Genomic DNA, 21377 nt, shown 5'->3' on the forward strand with positions numbered 1-21377 from the left:
GTGATGGTGTCGGGCGAGGCAGCCGTCGAAGGCATGGCCATCACCCGCTCTCGCGGCAAACTCAAAGGCCGCACACCCAAGCTCACCGCCCGACAGCAGGCCGAGCCGGTACAGATGCACGCCACCGGCGACTACACCATCGCCGAACTCCTGGAAGTGTTCTCCGTCGGGCGCGCCACCGTCTACCGCGTCCTCGAATGCGCCGCGATCAACCCCACAGGAACAGCGGATGCTCCGACACTCCCTGATCACCGCAAACGAGCATTTCTGAACGGTCTTGATCGTGGGAGTCTGTGCGGCATGCATCCTTCACGGGTCTATGTCCGTGGCCTTCCCTTGCCCGTTCTGCTGATCGAGGCGATGGCCTCGGGAGCCTGGCCGGCTCAAGACGACATGCGGCTGCGCGAGATCATGCCGTGGTTCGAAGATCCACTGGATCTCCTTGCGGATGTGCACGAGATGCGCCGTGAATCGGCGCCCCTTGACTGGATGACCGAGGACAGCGCCACCGCTGATTTCTTCCGGCTGGCCCGTGGCAGCCGAGCTGGTGATCTGGTCGAGCTTCCCTGGCTCGATGCCGATCTGGCCGTGCTCATCGGCGTCAACCGCAATCCCGGCGACGATGTCGCCCTCGCGCTGGACTACCGCACCGGCAGCGACGATCCGAGCGTCGTCGCCTCCGACTGGTGGACCGAACCGCACCAGTGTGCCTGGCGGATCGTCGCACCCACGTTCTCAGCATTCGCAGCCGCCTTGGGCGTCGACGTACGCCGCCGCTACCCCTACGTCGGTCCGGAAGAGATTCGCGTGCAGATCCGGTCGCAGGGCAGGGGGCATCCGATCACCTCGTCCACCGATCTCGCTGAATGGCTCGCTCGGCAGGCCAGCAGCGAACGCGGGGAACCCTTCACGTTCGTGATCGACGAGTCCACGACCCTGCGTCTGGCCCCGCGACGCAGCGAGCATGTCGTCTGCGCAGGCGGTGCCCCGGTGCAGAGCGCTGGTGAGATCACCTTCGAGCCGGACGGCGACGGCTGGCGGGTAAGCGAGATCAGCAACCAGTCGACCGGCTACTGCCCCGAGCCGGATTCCTACGCCGCGGTTCAGGCCGCCCTTGATACTGCGGGAATCGAGCATCCGGGCCGTTTCACGGTGCCGATCGTCTTCCGACGCTGCGGAAGCTGTGGCCAGCTCAACATCGTGAAAGACGACCACTACTTCTGCGCGATGTGCGACGAGTCGCTGCCAGCCGCCTGGAACGCCGATGCTTCCGGCGAGCCCGCGCCTCGACCGAGAAACGGGACAGCTGTCGGAGACATCGTCTCGGGGACGGTCGTGGCTGACGAGAGGCCCTTCGGACCTCGTATCCGGCTCGACGGAGATGCGTCGATGCCCGCGCACATCAGAGATTTCCCGTGGAAGGGCAAGCGCTCTGATGCGGTCAGGATAGGTCGGCATGTCACCGCTGAGGTCGTCTCCATCGATGATGCGGCCGGGCGCATCTGGCTGTCCCTGGCAGCGACCGAGGATTCCGAACTGTGGCGGTACTTGAAGGGACTGCGCGCCGGCGACGTCCTCACCGGCACGGTCGCCGACATCCGTTCCCTGGCGATCTGCACTGACGTCACGGCCGAAGCGGTCGGCCCCGCCCTCGCGAAGCAGGACCCCGCCCGCCGACACCGTTGATCTCAGCGAACACCTGGCCACGTCCCCTTTTGGCCGCGTTCGTATGTCCTGAACGCGAAGGAGAGCTCGGCGCAGGTGAACGGTCTAGAGCGATGCCGCTCGGACGATGAAGGCTTCGGTCCTTCGAAGTCACCCTGCGGAGGAAGCTCCAACCCCCTCATGCTGCGTTCCGGCGTGGGCCCGGAAGGTCGGTGACCTCACCCTCACCCCGGTCGGCCACGACCGCGACCACGACGTCGCGATCTGGGAAGCCGCGCAGGAGGACGGCAGCCGCGTCGGTCGCACTTCCTGTGGCCTGGGCGGTGACCACCGGCCATGGACGCCGTTCACTTCCCGGCCCTGAGACGGCCCGAGCCTGCCGCTCGGCGGCCACCCGGGCGCCGAGCGAGCCGACGCCTCCGAGCCGTGCCGGTCGCGGCTGACCTTTATGGAGAGGTCCGTGCGGGCCCGGCGGCTGCGCAACGGGTGGATATCTTCCTCAGCTCCTCCAGCAGTTCCGGTGGTCCGTCCACCGTGAAGTCGGCATCGAGCATGAGGATGTGCAGGGCGAGCTGGTAGGGGGTGTCGGCGCCCGCGTGGACGATGCACGTGTTGCCGTCAACCGGGTCCACCTGCACCGCGGGCACCTTGATCGAGTCGGCCGGGGCGTGCACGGTCACCTGAGCCCGGTAGCGCAGGAGTGCCGTGTCCACCCCTCGCGGGACCAGGTCGGGCGGTGGCGACTCCCGGGGGGTGAAGGGGGGTCCGTGCGGGATCCGCAGTGTCATCCGGTCGGCCCGGAACGTCCGCCAGTCCTGTCGGTGCACGTCCCAGGCGACCAGATACCAGCGTCGGTTCATGTGCACGAGCTGATACGGCTCGATATCCCGGTCCTGGTCATCACCGTCATGCGTGCGATAGTCGAAGCGCAGCCGGTGGTGGTCCCGGCAGGCGGCGCTGATGGTGGTGAGGGTCTCGGCATCGACGGGGGCGCCGGCCGCTGTGATCGGTGTGGTGTGTCTGTTCAGGGCGTTGACCCGGTTGCGCAGCCGCGACGGGAGCACCTGCTCCAGCTTGGCCAGCGCCCGCACCGATGTCTCCTCGATGCCCGTGACCGCGCCACCGGCGGCGGTGCGCAGGCCCACGGCCACCGCGACGGCTTCCTCATCGTCGAGCAGCAGGGGAGGCAGCGCCCCTCCCGACCCCAACCGGTAGCCCCCGATCGCGCCCATCGTGGCCTGAATCGGATAGCCGAGACTGCGCAGCTTGTCGATGTCATAGCGGATCGTGCGCGGACTGACCTCCAGGCGCTGGGCCAACTCCGAACCTGACCATTCGGGACGGGCCTGCAGCAGAGAAAGCAGCATCAGAAGCCGGGAAGCCGTCATCTAGGCAAGGATATTGCCTAGATGGGGTGGAGGGTGGTGGTCATGGAGACCTTCACCATCGACATCCCCCAGGCCGACCTCGACGACCTCCGCGAGAGGCTGGGCAGGACGCGCCTGCCCAGCGAGGTCCCCGGCGCCGGCTGGGAGCGGGGCGTCCCCGTCTCCCACCTCGCCGAACTCCTCGAGTACTGGACCACGTCCTACGACTGGCGCGTCCACGAGGCCAGGCTCAATGCCTACCCGCAGTTCCTCACCGACATCGACGGCCAGCGGATCCACTTCCTGCACGTTCGCTCGGCGAACCCGGACGCGCTGCCGCTGATCCTCACCCACGGCTGGCCCAGCTCCGTCGTGGAGTTCCTGGACGTGATCGAACCGCTGTCCCGGGACTTTCACCTGGTCATCCCGTCCCTCCCGGGATTCGGATTCTCCGGGCCGCAGCCGGACGCCGGCTGGACGCTCAACCGCATCGCCCGCGCCTGGGCCGAGCTCATGGCGCGGCTGGGTTATGACAGATACGGCGCGCAGGGCGGCGACTGGGGATCCGGAGTCGCCCGGGAGCTCGGCCGCGTCGCCCCCGACCACGTGGTCGGAATCCATGTCAACTATCTGCTGACCTTCCCCACCGGCCCCGTCGACGACCTCGACGACAAGGACCGCGCCCGCCTCGAGGGCCTTGAGCGCTTCAGCGGTGATCTCGGCGGATACATGGCCATTCAGTCCACCCGGCCGCAGACCCTCGCCTACGGCCTGGCCGACTCGCCCGCCGGACAGCTCGCCTGGATCGCCGAGAAGTTCAAGGAGTGGACCGACGAGGAAATCGACCGCGACTACCTGCTCACCAACGTGATGATCTACTGGCTCACCAACACCGCCTCCTCCGCCGCCCAGATCTACTGGGAGTTCGCCCGCGACTGGAGCATGCCGGAGCGCTCACCGGTGCCCACCGGCGTGGCCGTCTTCCCGCACGACATCGCACTGCCCGTCCGCAGGTTCGCCGAGCAGACCGACACGATCGTGCACTGGACGGAGTTCGAACACGGCGGCCACTTCGCCGCCCTGGAGCAGCCGAAACAGCTCGCCGAGGACATCCGTGCCTTCTACCGGGCACTCTAGGCAAGCGCGCCCCACCCCGCATCGACGGTCCCCGCGGCCGACGGATCACCGGGTGCCGACCGCATCAGAACGGCCGGTCACGATAAAGACACCCACCAGGCTCCTTAACGCGACCGGCCGTCCGCCTCGATGAGACGTCTGTCCACCGAGCGCCAGCGCGCGGGGCTGGGCCGGAGTTCGGTAACGCCGCCGTCCGGAGCGACTGGTGAACTATCCGGGCAGGCCAGGCCGCTGCTGCGGCGGGAGCGTGCCGGTGGGCTCTCGCCCAAGCAGCAGGAGGCACGCCTCCCGCAGCTCCAGGACCCGGTCGATCCCCTCGGCCTGTGCGCCGGCGGTGCCCGCAGCGGCCAGTGCCTCCTGCAGCTTCCGCACCGCATCGAGCAGCACGCGGACCAGCCCCCCGTCCTCGCCCGAGGCGGGGGTGGAGTCGGCGCCCAGCAGCGGGTCGGTGAAGGTCCGGCACCGCTCGGCCAAGAGCCTGCCCAACCGGGCCAGCCGGTCGTACTACTCCACAGGCGGCATCGCATGGGTGAACCGCCCCAGGTCATTGCCGCACCAGACGTCGATGTAGCGCAGCACCTCACCGGCCAGAGCAACCTGATCCTGCGACGGCGAGGAAGACCGCTGCGGACCGGCGGCGAGGGCGTCGACGACACGGGCGGCCCGGTTGTAGCTCTCTTTCGTCTCGGCCATCCGGCGGCGGATCGCCCGGACTCGGGCTCGGGAGGCGGGTGTGCGGCGGTTGCCGGTCATCGTCGTCCTCAGCGAAGCCCACGCCCTTCGCGGACAGGACCCTGGTGGTCACGCCGACGGACACGACGCTGAGTCTTCAGACATCTTGTCCTCGGTCGCCGCCACGGCGTCGGCGTCATCTCCAGACACGACGGCTGTTGAGCTGTTCCTTGGAGCGGAAGGCCTCGGCCAGGTCGAAGCCCAGCCGAGTCGCGAACGCCCCGATCGCCAGGACGAGGTCAGCGCACTTCTCAGCCAGGACCACCGTCCGCCCCGCGGGGTCGGACGGGCCGCCGCCGAGCTTGAGGACCGCGCGGCACAGCTCTCCGGTCTCGATCGCCGCTCGCACGCTCAGCTCTTTCAGGTCCGCCTCGGCCAGGCCGGCAGCCGCCGCCCGAGCCGACACCTCCGACAGAGCAGGCGCACCCTCGTCCGGGAAACGGCCGGCGAGGGTGTGGTGGAGGTCGACGCCTGAGCGGTCGGCGACCGAGGCGAGCAGGATCAGCGCATCGACGCACTCACCCGGGACCTGGCCGGGGTCGCTGACGGCGGCGGCCACCAGCTCACCGACCTCCTCGACGAGCTTCAAGCACTGGGACTCCAGACCCAGCCCCGCCAGGCCGCGCTCGGCCTCTGTGGGTCACGGCCGACTGCGTCGACCCGACCTACGGCGACCCGGTCATCGACGGTGAGACGGACGCGACCGCCCCGGTGCCGCACCGCAAGGTATCGGGCCACTTCGAAGGAACCGGCGTCAAGTTCACCATCTACCTGCCGCCCAAGAGCAAGTGGGAAGGCCGCTTCTTCCAACTCGTCTACCCCACGCAGGACGAGAACGCCTCGGCCCAGACGATCGGCTTCGGCGCGGACAGCGGCGCCTACACCGTTCACGTCAAGGGCACGCAGGGGTATCGGGCCGACGCGGCCGCGGCCAAGTTCGCCAAGACGGTGGCGGCCCGCTACTACAACGCCCCGGACAGGCGGATCTACGGTTACATTTACGGCGGCAGCGGCGGCTCCTTCCAGACCGTGGGCGCCATCGAGAACACCACCGGCGTATGGGACGGCGCAGTGCCGATCATCCAGGGAGTCCCGGTCTCCATTCCCAACGACTTCGCCGTACGGGCCCTGGCCCGGCTCGTGCTGCGCGACAAGGCACCGCAGATCGCGGACGCGGTGCGGCCCGGCGGCAGCGGCGACCCCTACGCCGGCCTCAACGCGGTACAGCGCGCGATGCTGCGCGAGGTGACGAGCATGGGCGTCCCGCTGCGGGCATGGGAGGACTACTCCTATGTGCTCGGCCTCAACGACCCACAGGGCCTCATGGGCATCGGCGCCATCGTCCGCGGCATGGACCCGACCTACGCCGACGACTTCTGGAGCAGGCCCGGCTACCTCGGGACGGAGAAGTCCGCCCTCGGCGATCTGATCCGCGCCGCCCGAACCGATCACCTGGCGACCATCACGAAGGTCGAACGCAACGCGCAGAACGCACCGACCGGCCTCGTCCTGGACGGCACGCCGTCCAACCCGGACCCGGCCGGCCTGGACTTCACCGTCTACGCCGCTGACGGGACCACGAAGATCGGGACATTGTCGGGCACGCTGGACCGGGGCGCAAAAGTCTTCACCCTCGACAGCGGCAACGCCGCCGAGGTACTGGACGCGCTCGATGAGGGCGCCAGGCTGCGGATCGACAACCGGTGGTTCATCGCCCTGCACGCCTACTACCGCCACCAGGTGCCCAAGCGGGCCGGCTTCTACGGCTTCGACCAGTTCCGAGACGCCGACGGACAACCGCTCCACCCGCAGCGCAACCTGGAGGTGGGCCGACTCGTGTCCGCCAGCACCAGCGGTGGCGGCACCCACACCGGGCAGATCACCGGCAAGGTCATCGTGGTGGACAACCTGCTGGACAGCGACGCCTTCCCCTGGCACGCCGACTGGTACCGCACCCAGGTCAAGCAGGCCCTCGGCGCACGCTTCGACGACAACTACCGGCTCTGGTACAACGACAACGCCGACCACCAGTTCACCCCCGCCGACGGGGAGAAGGCCTCCCGCCTCATCGACTTCACCGGCATCTACCAGCAGGCCCTCCGGGACGTGAGTGCCTGGGCGGAGAAGGGCACGGCACCCCCGCGCTCGACCGGCTACGACGTGGCCGACAGCCAGATCAAGGTGCCGAAGAACGCCGCGGCACGTCGCGGCATCCAGCCCGTCATCGACCTGACCGCGGGTGGCCGTACCCGGATCGAGGTGCCCGCCGGCAAGGCCGTCACCTTCAGAGCCAGGATCCAGCTCCCGCCGAAGACCGGCGAGGTCGTGGCCACCGAATGGGACTTCACCGGTACCGGTGCCTTCACCGCGCGCTCTTTCGGGGCCCCCAGGCAGACCGTGGAGGTGAAGGTGACCTTCACCTACACCAAGCCCGGCACCTACTACCCTGCGCTGCGCGCCACCGCCCAGCGCGAAGGGGATCCGAGCGACCCGTTCACCGAGGTGCCCAACCTCGGCCGGATGCGCGTCGTGGTCCGCTGACCGAGCGAAGAGCACGACCTCCTCGGCCCTCCGCTCCCGAAACTGTCCCCGGTCCCAAAGTAGCCGGGTGAGGGATCACGATCACGGCCTGTGGTCGTCGCGGGTGGGTGAACGGGGCTGGGTGGCTGTGGTTTCTGCTTGATCGTATTCGTGTCGGAGACGGTCGATTGGAGGGCGGGCCGGGTGCCCATCAAGGTGGTCGTCTTGCGCAACGACTCCCTCGCCCTGGAGGTATGAGAGCAGATTGCCCTGCCGGGCAACCCTCAGATGGGCTGCGAACTCCAGGAAGACCGCGTCGCTCTTTCTCCCGCCCTTCAACAGCACCACGACGACCTCGCCCGCTATCTCGGCTGACAAGGAGGCCCGCGGGGAACGAAACGGATGCGGCGGTAGCGGGCCGATCCGGGTGCCGGTTCGGTGACGGGCGTGGCGTGTTCGGGGCTCGCAGACCGATACCGCCCATTCCCGTACCAGTCTCCCTCTCGGGCCGGAGAGGCCGGCGGGTCCGATGCCTGGACGGCGAGCAGGACACAGATCATCTGCAGCCAGGTCGTCCCGTGTCCGGACGGGTAGGAGGCCGCGAGCTTCAGGCCGTACTCGTGGAAGAGCTGCCACCACTCCTCTCGGATGGGAGGTGAGGTTGGAGAACACCTCGACGTTCAGGCCACCGCCCGCGCCCAGGCCGCCACCGACCCCGCCTGGCAGGACGCCTACCGCCGCTGGCGCCCACCGGTCGAACGCGTCATCGCCTGGCTGGCGGGCCACGGCAACAGCCGCCTGCGCTACCACGAAACGATCAAGAACAACGCCTGGCTGCTCACCGCGCCGCCACCCTCAACCTCCGCCGCCTGATCAACCTCGGACCCACCCACACCGGCACCTGAGCTTCCCCCGTTCGACGGCGCCTGCCATGCTCGCAGCCGTGGCGCCGAGGCTGACCCTGTGCCGTAGGAGGGCCGCTGAACTCGGTGTGAAGGTCGCTGTCTGCCCGGAGGGCCAGTGGTCGGCGGGAGCGGGAGCTGTGACTCCCGCTCCCGCCGACCCTCGGACCCGGGCACCTCATCTGGTGCATGACACCGTGCCATACACCGGCCGTGAGGCCAGGAGTCGTCGAGGGGATCTGATTAGGGGGTGGTGTTCTTGACGTGGTTGTACATGGCCTGGGAGAGGGTGCCGAAGCCGCCGCCGACGGATGCCGGGCCGCGTCCCCAATCGGCGACGCTGTTGTCGGGGTGAGCGGCCAGGGCGTTTCCGGCTTCGTTGGTGAAGCGGGAGGTGACGGCGATCTGGGTGCCGGTGCCGGTGGCGGGGTCGAAGTCGATGAACCAGGGGCCGCCGCTGGATCCGGGTGCCATGGCCGAGAGCATGTCGTGGCCGTAGCCGAGAAGCTGGGCGTCGTCGTAGGTGGTGCCGTGCGCGTACATCATGGTGCGTCCGTCGTAGCTGCGGCGCAGATGCTCGGGAGCGAGAGTGAGTTTCGTCCAGTACCAGTTGTTGCTGTTGGAGACGGGGTAGCCGAACTGGTAGGCGTGGTGGGGATTGGTGTCGACGCCGAACGCGATGTTCTGCGATCCGACGACGTCGGCGATGGGGGTGGGGTCGCCTGGCCGTGCGACGGTGGCCATGGCGACGTCGCCGCCGTTGAGCCAGTTGTCGTGGCTCTCCCAGGAGCCGAGGTAGAACGCGCGGGTGACGCCCCACACCCCGTAGGGAGCGATGTCGGGTCCGGGCAGGCTCTGGTCGTGGGAGTCGCGGACGAGGCTGGCGCCGTTGAAGCCGGGGATGAAGACGGCTTCGAAGGCGATGTCGTCGCCCCACGGCACGCCGCGCAGTTGCGAGCTCACCTTGAAGCAGTGGGCTGCGGCGACGATGGTGCTCTTGTTGGCGGCGTTGACGACGTTCGCGGAGCAGCTGCCCGCGATGTGGTCGCCCAGGAGCGTCCCCCTCATCCGGACGAAGAGGCGGCCCACCGTCCGGGAGACGGAGCCGCCTCCGGTCCAGGGGGCGCTCAGCTGGTCCCAGCCGCCTGGGGGCGGGGTGGCCTCAGTCCGGTACTCGACGGTGTCATCGTTGAGGCCGGCGTTGTCCGACGCGGACAGCTTCTCGATCGTCCAGTAGTTGATCTCCGAGGCGAGTTTCGCCTGGAAACCGGAGCCTGCCGGGACGAACCGGGGCAGTTCGTAGAAGTCGGCCGCCGCGTTCGCGGGTACCGCGACCAGGAGCGAGGCGACCGCGCCGAGCGCGATCACGACGCGGCCCAGAGTCCTGCGAGATTTCATGGAAAGGTCCTTACCAGGGGGGTAGGGGTAAAGATCAATGACGCGGCACCCTAACAACCTTTCCTCCGCCGCCCTCCCACCGGCCGACCCGGGCACCCCCGCCGTGCGGATGCGCCGGGCGACAGGCGCCCGGCTCGCCGAGCCGGGGGATGGCCGTGCCTGCCTCGGTCGTTTCCAGATCTCCGGAGCCGTCTCCGCTGAAGTCGGCACCCGCACCGGGTCCCCTGCGGGGTGAACAGCCGTTTTCAAGATGGCCGAACAAGGACAATCGCTTGGGCCTGGACGCGGACGGTGATGCGGCGCGAGAGATGGACGGCAGCCCGGCGGAGGTTCGGACGATGCCGATGCTGCGGGGCTCCCACGCGCCGCCCTGTGAGTCCCGCCGGATCCCGGTGCGCCAACACCAGCGATTCGTCACTTACTGTGGCGATATATGAGCATTTTGTTATGTGCTGTCAAGGTTGGTGCTAGGGGCTGAGGTGTATGGGCAGGATCTGGGTGGAGAACGAGTTCGCTCCGCTGCGCACCGTGGTACTCGCGCAGAGCGAGGTGTGCATACCGGCATCCGCACTCAAAGATCCCGATATGCGTTTCCTTCCCCAGGGCGCCGATGCCCTGAGGTTCACGGGAGACCTGCGCGAGGCCGACCCCCGGCGACAGGCCGCATGGGAAGCCGAACGCGAGGCGTTCGCCGCGGTGCTGCGTCGGCATGGTGTCGAGGTCCTGCGGCCACGGCTGCTGACCCCCGCTGAGAAGTCCGCGGCTGAGGACCGCGGGTACGCCAACTTCTTTGCTCGTGACCCCTTCTTCACCGTCGGCGAGCACGTCATCGAGGGGTCCATGCGGTTCCGGCACCGTCGTGGTGAGGTCCTGCCGATGCGCGGGGTGTTCGGCGAGCACGTCTACCCCGCGAACGGAAGCTATGTCGCCGTGCCTGTGCCAGAGGTCGCAGCACCGGATGACCCGAGCCTGGGGCCAGGACCCTTCCTCGAAGGCGGCGACGTCCTCGTGCTCGGACGGCACGTCTTCGTCGGTGCCTCCGGACTGGCGTCCAACACGCTCGGCGCGGACTGGCTGCGCAAATACCTCGCGCCTTGCGGCTACACCGTGGAACAGGTTCGGCTCCACGAAACGATCCTCCACCTCGACTGCGCGCTCGGCCTCGTGCGCGAAGGCCTGATGGTGGTCTGCGAAGAAGCGCTCCTTGACGGCATTCCCAGGGTATTGCGCACGTGGGACCGGGTGCCTGTGTCACTGGCTGATGCCGGCCGGCTCGCGACGAACGGGCTCCCCCTCAGCCCGGAGGCGTATGTCACCGATCATGAGTTCGACGGGATCGGTGAGCAGCTGGAGCATCGGGGTGTCACGGTGGAATACGTCGACTTCTCCATCACCCGCTCACTCGGTGGCGCCTTCCGGTGCAGCACGCAGCCCCTGCACCGCGCCCCGTAGGAAACCGCCCGCTATGAGTCACGTCCGGGGCGCGAGACGGCAGGGCTTTGACGGCTGTTTGCCGGGTGCTGGAGTGCCCTACAGGCGACCGTGGGCATATAGGCGGTTATGTCGCCGAGCGGGAACGGGGCAGGAGGATCCGGGGCCGGACGATCACGGTGGAGGCGGTCACACCATGGCAGCGACTCTGATCACCGGGGCGAAGGTGTGGGACGGGCTGGCCGACGGACCGGGGGAGCGGCGGGACGTGCTGGTGGAGGGCGACCGGATCCGGCGGATCGGGACGGACGTCGAGGCGCCGCAGGGAGCCGAGGTGATCGACCTGAGCGGGCACACCCTGACGCCCGGCTTCATGGACTGCCACACCCATGTCACGGTCACGCCCGACATCGTCTCGGCGTTCACCAAGTCACCCGCGGCGATGGCGCTGTGGTCCCTTCCGGTGCTGCGGACCCTGTTGATGAACGGGTTCACCACGGTGCGCGATCTGATGTGCACCGATGTCGGCTACGGCATCGTCGATCTGCGTGACGCGATCGAGGCGGGCCTGGTCGACGGCCCGCGCATGCTGGTGGCCCCGCACCTGATCTCGGCGCGGGGCGGGCACGGCGACTTCAGCACTGCGCTGGCCGGCCAGTACCAGGGATCCCCGCCGCCGTTGGAGTTGGCCGCCGCGGACGGCTGCGCGGAGATCCGCACACGTGTGCGGCAGGAGGTCCGCGCGGGCGCCGACTGGATCAAGTTCGGTGCGACCGGCGGCTTCTCCAGTCCCGGCGATGATCCCGGGCAGACCACCTACAGCCAGGAGGAGATGACCGCCCTGGTCGCGGCGGCGGCCGACCTCGGCGTCCCCGCGACGCCGCACTGCTATGGGGACGAGGGCGCCAGGCGGGCCGTGCGGGCGGGAGTGCGCAGCATCGAACACGCCAACCTGGCCTCGGCGGAGACACTGAAGATGATCGAGGACTCAGGCGTCTTCGTGGTCCCGACCCAGTACACGGTCATCGACGACGCCCGGAACGCCTTCGAGGAACATCACTGGAAGGGCGTACCGGCCTTCAAGCCCCGCAAGTTCCAGAAGTACCAGAAGGCGCTGCTCGACAGCGCCGAGAACCTCGCCGCCAGCGAGGTCAAGATCGCGTTCGGTACCGACGCCGGGATGTTCCCGCACGGGGACAACTGGCGGGAGTTCCCGATGATGGTCTCCAACGGCATCGCGCCCGTCCGCGCCCTGAAGGCGGCCACCAGCGTCGCCGCCGACCTGCTCGGACTCGACGATCTCGGCGTCATCGCCGAAGGCAAGATCGCCGACCTCGTCGCCATGCCCGGCGACCCGTTCACCGATATCCAGGCCACCGGACGGGTCGACTTCGTTATGAAACAAGGCACACTCCACAAACGCCCCGACCCCGGTACCGACCGTTGAGAGACTGTTTTGCGTTCCGGTTCCGGCAAGCGCACAGCACCGCGACGCCCAATGGGGACGGGGCCTGCACCAGCCGTTGAGTGGGTGAGAAGCCACGGATGCGGCTGTGCCGGGCGGGTGCGCGGAGGGTCATGCGCGAGGGATGCGGACGATGAACAGGGTTCGATCGGTGTCGGCGAGGGTGGCGGTGCCGTGGTGAGCGGCGGCGATCTCGCGGACGATGCTCAGGCCGAGGCCGCTGCCCCCGGTGTCTTTGGTGCGGGAGGGGTCCAGGCGGGTGAAGCGGTCGAAGACCGCTTCACGCAGGTCCGGTGGGATGGTGTCGCCGTCGTTGCCGACTTCCAGGATCGCGTGCCGGCCTTCGGTGCGGACACGGATGGTGACGTTCTGGTCGGCGTGGCGCAGGGCGTTGTTGAGGAGGTTGTTGAAGAGCCGGGCGAGCTGGATGCGGGAGCCGTTGACGACGGCCTCCTGAATGTCGGAGTCGATGCGGATGTTCCGGTCGGTTCGCTGGCGGTGGAGTTCCTCAGCCACGACGTCGCCCAGGTCGAGGCGTTCGTGCTTGCGGCCGGTCCCGGCGTCGAGCCGGGCGAGGACGAGCAGGTCCTCCACGAGGTTCTGGAGCCGCTCGACGCTGGCCAGGAGCCGCCGCGCCAGGGATTCCCATTCGGTGTCGTGGGGATACAGGAGGGCTTCGTCGAGTTCCGTCCTCATCGCGGTGAGCGGTGTGCGCAGGTCGTGGGAGGTGTTCGAGGTGAATTCCCGTTCCCGTACGATCGACGCCTCCAGGCGGGCGAGCATGTCGTTGGCGGTGATCGTCAAGGCTCTGAGCTCATCGTGGTGCGGGGGCAGTGCGATGCGGCGGCCGAAGTCGCGGCCGCCGGCGACGGCGAGGCCGATCTGCCAGGCCTGCGCACGGATGTCCTCGACGGGCCGCAGGGCCCGGCCGACGACCAGCGCGGTGCCGACCGCGGTGAACGCGATCAGCAACAGCGACCATCCGACCACCTGGCCCAGGAATGAGGCGCTGATGTACCAGGGCACCGGGTCGTCGAGGGAGTACACCGACCAGTCGCCGTCGGCCTCGTAGACGCGGAACACCACCACGATCTTGCAGCCGTTCATCGAGGGAATGCCGCACTGCACCGCACTGCCGGTGGTGACGTTTCCCGGCGGTTCCAGCCGCGACAGGCGCGGAAGGGATCCCAGATCCCCGGTCCCGGAGCGGACCCGGCCCTGGGCATCGACGACCTGGACCGTGCCCGACCGCACCGCCGACCGCGGGATCTCACGGGTCAGCTCGCCCCGCTTGATCAGGTGCACCGTCCGCATCGCCGCCGCCTCAGCCGAAGAAAGCCGCTGCTCGTGGACCTGTCCGTGGTTGGACGCAGTGATCAGCGCGGAGGCGATCACGCACAGCACCGTCACCACCACCGTGGCGATCACCGTCAACCGGATCCGGATGGACCACGATCTCATCAGCCGTCTCGCCTTCACCTGGCCGCGCGGTGTCCGCACCGGACCGCAGTTTCGTGGATGTCAGGCAGCAGCCGATCCCGGACGGGAGCCACTGATCTGTTTTTGCCCTACTACGCGGTATGGGCGAAGTTCCTTTCACTTGAAGAGATCTTCAAGTGAAAGGAACACAGCTGGGACGAGGCGGGTGGTGAACCTCCAGGAGCCGACAGAAGGCGCAGAGGCGTGCTCGGCGTGGTGTGCGTCGGGCACGCACGGACCATTCCTTACGGCAGGAGGACCTTTCCGCTGCCGGCGTCGATCTTCACCGAGTGCTTGGCGCCGTCGGAGGTCTGCAGGTCGCCCTCCCATACCGTCGTGCCGCGCCAGGTGTCGAGGTTCAGCTCGGTGATCTGCGCGTTCGGCACTGCCGAGTGCATCTTCTGCGCCGCCTCGCTGTAGTCGATTTTGGCTGCTTTGACCCTCTCCTGGTGTTTGGCCTTGTCCTCGGCGTCCTCCTGCTTGGTGTCGTTCCGGATGATCTGGCTGCCGTCCGCGTTCACCATCAGCTCGTGCTCGGTTCCGTCTGCGGTCACGGTCTGCACCTCCCAGCCCGATCCTTCGGTCTCGATGGAGATCAGCGTGGAGTTCGGCACCGCCTTCAGAGCCGCCGCCCCGGCGGCGTCCAGGTCGCCGGGGGCGGCGGCCGCCGTGCCCGGCGAGGAGGCCGCGGCCGGGGAAGCGGGCGCTGGAGAGTTCTGGGCCGTGCGCTCGGGCGAGGACGTGCGTGAGGCATCGTCCCCATCACCGCCGCAAGCGCTGAGTGCCAGAATGGCTACCGTCAGCAATGTAAGGAGTCTCATGACCGTGCCCCTACCCAGTCCTCCGGGCGGGTCACCGAACCTGCCACCACCCCACGGCGGCCGGATCACAATGGCATTACTCCACATTCGCGTCATGTCATCTATCTGTAAATATCTAGACATTCCCCGTTCAGTATGCGTGATGGCGCCGCAAAGAGGAGAAGACATGGCCGCTCTTGCAGTACCGACCGTCTGGCATGATGTCCGTCGACCAGGCCGTAATCGCGGTGTGTGCTGGGTGTAGGCACCACTCACCCGGTACAGACCGGGCTCCTCGGTACTTGCCTCCTCCGTTGAACGCTTTCCGCATCAGGTCGGCCAAGCCCGGCACGGTGCCCACCACCTTGTTGACGGGGGCGTGCGGGGGACCGGCGGGTGCGGGCGGGCGGACGTGAACTTCTCACTCGCTTGGCCTGTGCGGCCCGGCTCGACCAGCCGGTCGGACTCCACACGGCTGCGCAGCCGGGGGAGGAGGATGTTCTCTTCCCCCGCATGTGCGAGCGGACCTGGTCCATCAGCCGGCCCAGCAGAACGCCGTGATGCTCTTGGCGGGCATCGGCCTGCTCCCGCTCCTCCATCGTCTCTGAGCCGCTCTGACCTGGGCGTGCTCGGCCGGTTCCCGGTCGGCCGGTCCGCTGGAGCGTAGCGGCTGTAGGTGGTTCCGGTCTCGGCGATCGCTACCGGTACCCCTCTACGCATCAGCCCTTGGAGTCCCTCGTCTGGATCGCCGTTCCCCGGCCGGATGCGTCCGGCCGGGGAACGGGCCGGTCAGGTGAGGGTGGGCATGACGATGAACTCGGGGGAGCTGCCCCAGTACTCGGTCATCAGGCCGGCGCTGAGGGCGGCGTGGCTGGTCCAGCCGTTGTAGTAGCTGATGTTGCTGAGACCGCCGCCCCACAGGGTCCAGTCGAGGTGGACGAGTGTGCCGTTCAGCGACGGGTAGGTGCAGTCCCGGGTGAGGTACTCGACGTACCCGCTGGTGCTGGAGAAGCGACCGAGGTCGGTGCGGACGCCGAACGACGGCTCGGCGCCGGGCGGGATCGTGCTCGGCGGTGCGATCGTCCAGGAACCGCTCCCCGCGGGGCTGCCGGAGGAGAGTCCCAGCGTGCAGTCCGAGGAGTTCTCGAGCGTGGCGTTCATCGTGCGGGTGGCGGCCGAGGCCGGGCTCGCGGCCATCACCGAGAACATCACCGCGGCCGCCGCCCCCACCAGCGCCGTGCGTGTCTTCCAGCCGAATGCCATTGGTCTTACCCCCTGTGTTTTCCCCCGATTTTTCTTCGGACGGGAATGACGGTAGGCGGGGGTCGATCCTGGGCGGGAGAGATTCCGGTCCCGCGCGTTTTTCCGGCTGTATCGGCCATGAGCCGGGACCGGAGACCCGGGAAAGGGCAGGACCGGCACCACGGAAAAGTGATTTACCGGAGACCGGAATGCGAGAGCGGCGCGCGAGGGGCACGACGGTCAGCCGATGATCTGCGGAACAGCATGCGAAGCCTCTGGTCGGGGGAGTGCGGAGGTCGGAGACCACCCGTCCTACCAGGGGCTTGTTCACCGGTCCGAAGCCGATCTCCTCGTGCGGGTCCGGGCCGGTGCGGGTCTCGACGACGCCCGCGTCGCCCAGGCGGGCAGGATCCGGTCACGACGCGGCGCCCTTCTCGTGGACGTTCGAGAAGGGCGCCGCGGTGTTCGTTCAGGTGGCCGGGTCGGCGGGGCGGGGAGGGTCGGCGCCCTCTTTGCGGCAGGTTTCGGCGGTGACGTCGGAGGCGAAGGTCAGGGCTCTCATGAGGAGATCCGGGCAGCGGTCCGCCGAGGACTCCACCGGTGTGGAGGCGGTAGAGCAGCTGATGTTCCCCCGGTTTCACGGACTCGCTGGTGAGGAGATCGGGCTCGGAGAGCGGGTGGTGGTTTCGAACTGCAGCGGGCTCATCCAGTCCAGAGCGGAGTGGCGTCGGCGGCGGTTGTAGAACCCCTCGATGTACTCGAAGATCGCGTTCGCGAGCTCGAGTGGGCCTCGCCGTGTCAGGCCGACCCGTCCCGGTCGAGGAGGGCGGCCAGGCCGGGGAGGGGGCGGTGGCAGATCTCGGCGGCCTCGGCGGGGGAGAGCCCGAACACGCGGAGGAGGTCTTCGGCGAGGCGGTCGGTGGTCGAAGCGTCGTCGCGTTCGGGGTGCTCGTGGAGCAGGTGGCCGAGGGCGATGGTGGTGCCGGCCGCGATGGCCAGGGACAGGTCGGGGTCGTGGACGGCGGTGAACCGGCCGGTGCGCATTCCGGCCTCGATGTCGCGGCGGGCGCGGGGGGCCAGGCCCTTGGCCGAGGAGATCATGGTGAGGGCGTTGTTCAGCAGGACCTTGCTGAGCTCGGGGTGGCGGCGGTGCAGGCGGCCGGTCAGCCGGAACGCCTGGGCGAAGATCTCGGCGGGGTCGTCCAGGGGGGCGGTGAGCTCGTCGAGGAGTGCGCCGTGCTGGTCGAGGGCCTCCTCGACCGCCGCGTCGAACAGGTGCTCCCTGCTGTCGAAGTGGTTGTAGAACGAGCCCAGCCCCACGTCGGCCGCCTGGGTGATCTCCAGGATCGGGACGTTCACGTCGCCCTGGGCGATGAAGGCCTGAGCGGCTCGGACGAGCGCGGCCCGGGTGCGTGCCTTGCGCCGGTCCAGGCGGTTGGGTGTGCCGCCTCGCTCCGCCATCGCGCCCCTCCTCGTGTCGTGCCGCCTCCACCCTATGCAGACCGTCACCAATGAACAAATCGTCACTTTCTCCCTAGATGATGCTAACGTCGATATTGATGTTTTCGTCAGAATCTGAGAGGGGTGCGATGAAGGACCCGCACACCGGCTTGCACGGTGAACAAGGCGCTCTGCCGGGCGAACATCCGGGCCGTGCCGCCTCACCGGTCGTGAAGGTCCACGATCTGGCGTGGCTGGAGTTCGAGAAGCCGGACCTGGAGCGAGCCGAGATGTTCGCGCGGGCGTTCGGCTTCGACGTCGCGCTGCGGACTCCGGCCGAACTGCACCTGCGCGGAGCCGACCCGGGCGCGCCCTGCGTGCTGATCCGCAGGGCCGGCGGATCGCGTTTCCTGGGGCCCGCGTTCCGTGCGGCCGACAGGACCGACCTCACACGCCTGGCGGACGCGACCGGCACCACGGTGACCGCTCTGCCCGATGGACTCGGCGGGTGGAGCGTGGACCTGATCGACCCGAGCGGCCTGCGCGTCCGGGTCGTGTCGGACACGCACGACCTGGCGGCATCGGCGTCTCCCGCCCCGCTGGTCCACAACTTCGGGGACGCCGCCCCGCGGATCAACGCGGCGCAGCGCCCGCCCAGGGTCCCGGCGACGGTACGGCGCCTCGGCCACGTCGTGCTGCAGACCACCCGGTTCCGCCGCGCCCTCGACTGGTATCTGGAGCACCTCGGGCTGATCGTCAGCGACTTCCTCTACTACGACGGGCAGCGCGACCGCGGACCGACGATGGCGTTCATCCGGTGCGACCGGGGCACGACCCCGACCGACCACCACACGCTCGCGATGACGCTCGGCCCGTCCAACCGGTACGTGCACTCCGCCTACCAGGTCGCCGACCTCGACGTGCTGGCCGCCGGCGGCGAGTACCTGCGCGACCGCGGCTACCACCGCTCCTGGGGCATCGGCCGCCACATCCAGGGCAGCCAGATCTTCGACTACTGGCGCGACCCCGACGGGTTCCTGGTCGAGCACTTCACCGACGGCGACCTGTTCGACTCCACCCTGGAGCCGGGCTGGGCGCCGATGACGGCCTCGGGGCTGGCCCAGTGGGGGCCGCCGGCCACCAAGGACTTCCTCGGGATCGAACCCGGACGCCGATCCCTCGCCGAACTGCGCGCCTTCACCCGCGCGCTCCGCGAGGACAACGAATTCGACCTGCACCGCCTGCGCGGTCTGCTGAAGGTGGCCACGTCATGAGCACTTCCGTCCTGCGCACCGCCGACGCCTGGTGGGTCCTCACCTCCGAAGGCGCGGCCCGCGTCACCACGAACGCGGTCACGACCGGGGAGCTGCTCGCCGACCGCGACGCGCTCGCGACCGCGTCCACGAGCGGAGAGGTCGTTCCCCTGGAAGGCCTCGTCCTCCTGTCGCCCGTCACCTCCCCGTGCCGGGTCGTCGCCCAGATGACGAACTTCGCCTCGCACGCCAAGGACTCCGGAATGGACCCGGACACGATCCCCTTGACGTTCTTCCGCAAGTCCTCCGGATCGATCAGCGGGCCGTTCGACGACGTGGTCAAGCCCGCCCACGTGCGGCTGCTGGACTACGAGGTGGAGATCGGGCTGGTGATGGGAGGGGAGACGCCCGTCGGCGCCACCGTCACCGATATCGCCGACCATGTCGCCGGGCTGGTCGTCACCAACGACATCTCGGCCCGCGACCTCCAGCTGCCCAAGACCCAGTTCTACGAGGCCAAGTCCTACCCGACGTTCACGCCGGTCGGCCCGCGGCTGGTGCTGCTGGACGCCGACGAGCTGAAGCGGTTCCCCGACCTGCGGCTGAAGCTCTCCGTCAACGGCGAATCACGTCAGAGCATGACCGTCGCCGACATGATCCATCCGCCGCTGGAGGCTCTGCGGGCACTCACCCGCTTCCAGCGGCTGGAGGCCGGCGACCTCCTGCTCACCGGCACGCCCATCGGCACCGCTCTGAGCGCTCCGCCGAAGCCCGTGGAGGTGATCGGGACGCTGCTGCCGCCGTCGGTCAAGTGGAAGCTGTTCTTCGGCCGGCAGGCGAAGAACCCCCGCTACCTCAAGGACGGTGACGTCATCGAGGCGACCGTCGCGACCGATGACGGGGCGATCGACCTCGGCGTGCAGCGCACGGTCGTACGGGACGCGCGGTGAGCGCGGACGCCGACGCCCCGGTGGTCGTCATCGGGGCGGGGCCGACCGGGTCGGCCGCCGCGCTGCTGCTGGCCGGCTACGGCGTTCCCGTGCTCGTCCTGGACCGGTGGCCGACGGTCTACCCCCGGCCGCGCGCCGTCCACCTCGACGACGAGGCCCACCGGATCCTCGGCCGCCTCGGCGTGGCCGGGGAGTTCGCCGCGATCTCCCGCCCGGCGCTCGGCCTGCGGCTCGTCGACCGCGACCTGCGGGTCCTGGCGGAATTCCAACGGAGCACCGCGATCGGCCGGCACGGATTCCCCGAGGCGAACATGTTCGACCAGCCGGAACTGGAGGCGCTGCTGCGCGCCCGGCTGACCGGGCACCCGCAGATCACCTTCAGGGGCCGGACCGAGGTGACCGGCGTGGCCCAGGACGCCGGGGGAGTCCGGGTCGGCTACACCGCAACGGACACCGGGGCCACCGGTTCCTGCCGCGCCCGGTACGTGCTGGGGTGCGACGGCGCCGGCAGCCTGGTCCGTGAGTCCATCGGCTCCCGCATGCGGGACTTCGGGTTCGACCAGCGGTGGCTCGTCATCGACGTCGAGACCGGTGCGGACCTCGGGCAGTGGGAGGGCGTCCACCAGGTCTGCGATCCGGGCCGGGCCGCCACCTACATGCGCGTGGGCCGGACCCGCTACCGCTGGGAGTTCCGGCTGCTCCCCGGCGAGACCGCCCGGGACTACCGGGACCCGGCCCGGCTCCTGCCTCTGCTGGCCCCCTGGACCGCGGGCGTACCGGCCGAGGAGCTGAAGTTCGTGCGCCTCGCCGAGTACACCTTCCGGGCCCAGGTCGCCGACCGGTGGCGGGACCGCCGCGTGTTCCTGCTCGGCGACGCCGCTCACCTCACCCCGCCGTTCATCGGCCAGGGCATGGGGGCAGGGCTGCGCGACGCGGCCAACCTGTCCTGGAAACTCGCCTCCGTCCTCTCGGGAGCGCTGGCCGGCCGCGACCTGGACACCTATGAGGCCGAACGCAAGCCGCACGTCCGCACCATGATCAGGTTCGCGAAGCTCGTCGGGACGGCGATGACCGAGGGCGGTGAGACCGGAACGCTGCTGCGCCGCGTCATCGCCCCGCGCCTGCACCGCCTCCCGGGGCTCAGCGCGCGCGTCCTGGACAGCCGCACCCCCGCTCTGAGCCGCACTTCCCTCGTGGTGCGCTCCCCGTTGGGCCGCGGCCTGCCGGGCACCCTGTGCCCCAACGCCGTCCTCCCGGACGGGCGGCGCTTCGATGACGCCGCCCTCGGCCGGTTCGCGATCGTCACCGGCGTGGAGCCGTCGGCCGCGCAACGGGCCGAGGTCGAGCGCCGCCGGGGCCTGGTCGTCATCGCCGAACCGGGAGACGAACTGCACCGATGGCTTCGCCGCGGCCGGACCACGGCGGCCTTGGTCCGGCCCGACGGCACCGTGCTGCGCACCGCCCGCACCCCGGCCCCGCTGTGCGCGGCGCTGCCCGACCTCAGCCGCGCGGCCTTTCCCGCAGCACCCGGTAAGACCTGCTGAACCCTCGCCCACCCGCCGCCAGAACCCGCCACCCCGCAGCTACCGACCGCCC

Annotated in this window: 18 protein-coding genes and 1 pseudogene; 9 read left to right on the plus strand and 10 right to left on the minus strand. The window is 69.1% G+C overall.

The annotated features are described in order from the left end of the window. Nucleotides 1-33 precede the first annotated feature (33 nt). The gene (locus tag C2865_RS40160) at nt 34-1686 is read left to right on the plus strand and encodes a helix-turn-helix domain-containing protein (protein ID WP_198653529.1); all 1653 of its coding nucleotides are present in this window, start codon (nt 34-36) and stop codon (nt 1684-1686) included. Nucleotides 1687-2111: 425 nt separating this feature from the next. On the opposite strand, the gene C2865_RS23310 is transcribed toward C2865_RS40160, so the two are convergent. Next, nucleotides 2112-3053, minus strand: a complete 942-nt coding sequence (locus C2865_RS23310) for a helix-turn-helix transcriptional regulator (protein WP_106400646.1) — start codon at nt 3051-3053, stop codon at nt 2112-2114. 21 nt (nt 3054-3074) lie between these two features. Between C2865_RS23310 and C2865_RS23315 the strand changes: the two genes are divergently transcribed. After that, a complete protein-coding gene (locus C2865_RS23315) occupies nt 3075-4169 on the plus strand; it encodes an epoxide hydrolase family protein (protein WP_232835770.1) in 1095 nt (364 codons plus the stop codon). Nucleotides 4170-4379: 210 nt separating this feature from the next. Here C2865_RS23315 and C2865_RS23320 read toward each other — a convergent pair whose 3' ends face one another. The 3 genes from C2865_RS23320 to C2865_RS40165 form a co-directional block, all read right to left on the minus strand. Further along, the gene (locus tag C2865_RS23320) at nt 4380-4655 is read right to left on the minus strand and encodes a hypothetical protein (RefSeq protein ID WP_157963886.1); all 276 of its coding nucleotides are present in this window, start codon (nt 4653-4655) and stop codon (nt 4380-4382) included. Between the two features lie 18 nt (nt 4656-4673). Continuing rightward, the gene (locus C2865_RS23325) at nt 4674-4922 is read right to left on the minus strand and encodes a hypothetical protein (protein ID WP_106400648.1); all 249 of its coding nucleotides are present in this window, start codon (nt 4920-4922) and stop codon (nt 4674-4676) included. Nucleotides 4923-5037: 115 nt separating this feature from the next. Next, on the minus strand, nt 5038-5490 hold the full coding sequence (locus C2865_RS40165; RefSeq protein WP_198653530.1) for a nucleoside triphosphate pyrophosphohydrolase family protein: 453 nt from the start codon (nt 5488-5490) through the stop codon (nt 5038-5040). A gap of 122 nt (nt 5491-5612) precedes the next feature. On the opposite strand from C2865_RS40165, the gene C2865_RS23335 reads away from it, so the two are divergent. Together C2865_RS23335 and C2865_RS23340 are read left to right on the plus strand one after the other, a co-directional pair. After that, a complete protein-coding gene (locus tag C2865_RS23335) occupies nt 5613-7442 on the plus strand; it encodes a PKD domain-containing protein (RefSeq protein WP_198653531.1) in 1830 nt (609 codons plus the stop codon). Nucleotides 7443-8069: 627 nt separating this feature from the next. Continuing rightward, entirely contained in the window at nt 8070-8294 is a 225-nt protein-coding gene (locus C2865_RS23340; RefSeq protein WP_198653532.1) for a transposase, read from the plus strand. A 272-nt stretch (nt 8295-8566) separates the two neighbouring features. On the opposite strand, the gene C2865_RS23345 is transcribed toward C2865_RS23340, so the two are convergent. Further along, nucleotides 8567-9721, minus strand: a complete 1155-nt coding sequence (locus C2865_RS23345; protein ID WP_157963887.1) for a trypsin-like serine peptidase — start codon at nt 9719-9721, stop codon at nt 8567-8569. Nucleotides 9722-10219: 498 nt separating this feature from the next. Here C2865_RS23345 and C2865_RS23350 point away from each other — a divergent pair, with 498 nt between their 5' ends. Together C2865_RS23350 and C2865_RS23355 are read left to right on the plus strand one after the other, a co-directional pair. Then, nucleotides 10220-11173, plus strand: a complete 954-nt coding sequence (locus tag C2865_RS23350; protein WP_232835771.1) for a dimethylarginine dimethylaminohydrolase family protein — start codon at nt 10220-10222, stop codon at nt 11171-11173. Between the two features lie 175 nt (nt 11174-11348). Continuing rightward, nucleotides 11349-12599 carry a metal-dependent hydrolase family protein gene (locus C2865_RS23355; RefSeq protein ID WP_106400652.1) on the plus strand — a complete coding sequence of 417 codons (1251 nt, stop codon included), beginning with the start codon at nt 11349-11351 and terminating at the stop codon, nt 12597-12599. A 129-nt stretch (nt 12600-12728) separates the two neighbouring features. On the opposite strand, the gene C2865_RS23360 is transcribed toward C2865_RS23355, so the two are convergent. The 5 genes and pseudogenes from C2865_RS23360 to C2865_RS23380 form a co-directional block, all read right to left on the minus strand. Beyond that, nucleotides 12729-14078, minus strand: coding sequence for a sensor histidine kinase (locus tag C2865_RS23360; RefSeq protein WP_157963888.1), 1350 nt, complete (start codon nt 14076-14078; stop codon nt 12729-12731). A gap of 263 nt (nt 14079-14341) precedes the next feature. Next, complete coding sequence (locus C2865_RS23365) at nt 14342-14902, minus strand: PepSY domain-containing protein (protein ID WP_157963889.1); 561 nt, start codon at nt 14900-14902, stop codon at nt 14342-14344. Between the two features lie 783 nt (nt 14903-15685). After that, nucleotides 15686-16159 carry a hypothetical protein gene (locus C2865_RS23370; protein WP_106400655.1) on the minus strand — a complete coding sequence of 158 codons (474 nt, stop codon included), beginning with the start codon at nt 16157-16159 and terminating at the stop codon, nt 15686-15688. A gap of 690 nt (nt 16160-16849) precedes the next feature. Continuing rightward, nucleotides 16850-16922: pseudogene (locus tag C2865_RS41880) on the minus strand (hypothetical protein); the annotation flags it as partial. A 14-nt stretch (nt 16923-16936) separates the two neighbouring features. Continuing rightward, nucleotides 16937-17599, minus strand: a complete 663-nt coding sequence (locus C2865_RS23380; RefSeq protein WP_106400656.1) for a TetR/AcrR family transcriptional regulator — start codon at nt 17597-17599, stop codon at nt 16937-16939. A gap of 209 nt (nt 17600-17808) precedes the next feature. On the opposite strand from C2865_RS23380, the gene C2865_RS23385 reads away from it, so the two are divergent. From C2865_RS23385 to mhpA, 3 genes are read left to right on the plus strand one after another with little or no spacing between them, the layout of a single operon-like run. Then, the gene (locus tag C2865_RS23385; RefSeq protein ID WP_232835772.1) at nt 17809-18852 is read left to right on the plus strand and encodes a VOC family protein; all 1044 of its coding nucleotides are present in this window, start codon (nt 17809-17811) and stop codon (nt 18850-18852) included. Beyond that, on the plus strand, nt 18849-19781 hold the full coding sequence (locus C2865_RS23390) for a fumarylacetoacetate hydrolase family protein (RefSeq protein ID WP_106400658.1): 933 nt from the start codon (nt 18849-18851) through the stop codon (nt 19779-19781). Before C2865_RS23385 ends, C2865_RS23390 begins: the two co-directional genes overlap by 4 nt. Next, entirely contained in the window at nt 19778-21325 is a 1548-nt protein-coding gene (gene mhpA / locus C2865_RS23395; RefSeq protein WP_106400659.1) for a bifunctional 3-(3-hydroxy-phenyl)propionate/3-hydroxycinnamic acid hydroxylase MhpA, read from the plus strand. Before C2865_RS23390 ends, mhpA begins: the two co-directional genes overlap by 4 nt. Nucleotides 21326-21377 lie beyond the last annotated feature (52 nt).

This window comes from Actinocorallia populi, assembly GCF_002995495.1.
Classification (GTDB): Bacteria; Actinomycetota; Actinomycetes; order Streptosporangiales; family Streptosporangiaceae; genus Actinocorallia; species Actinocorallia populi.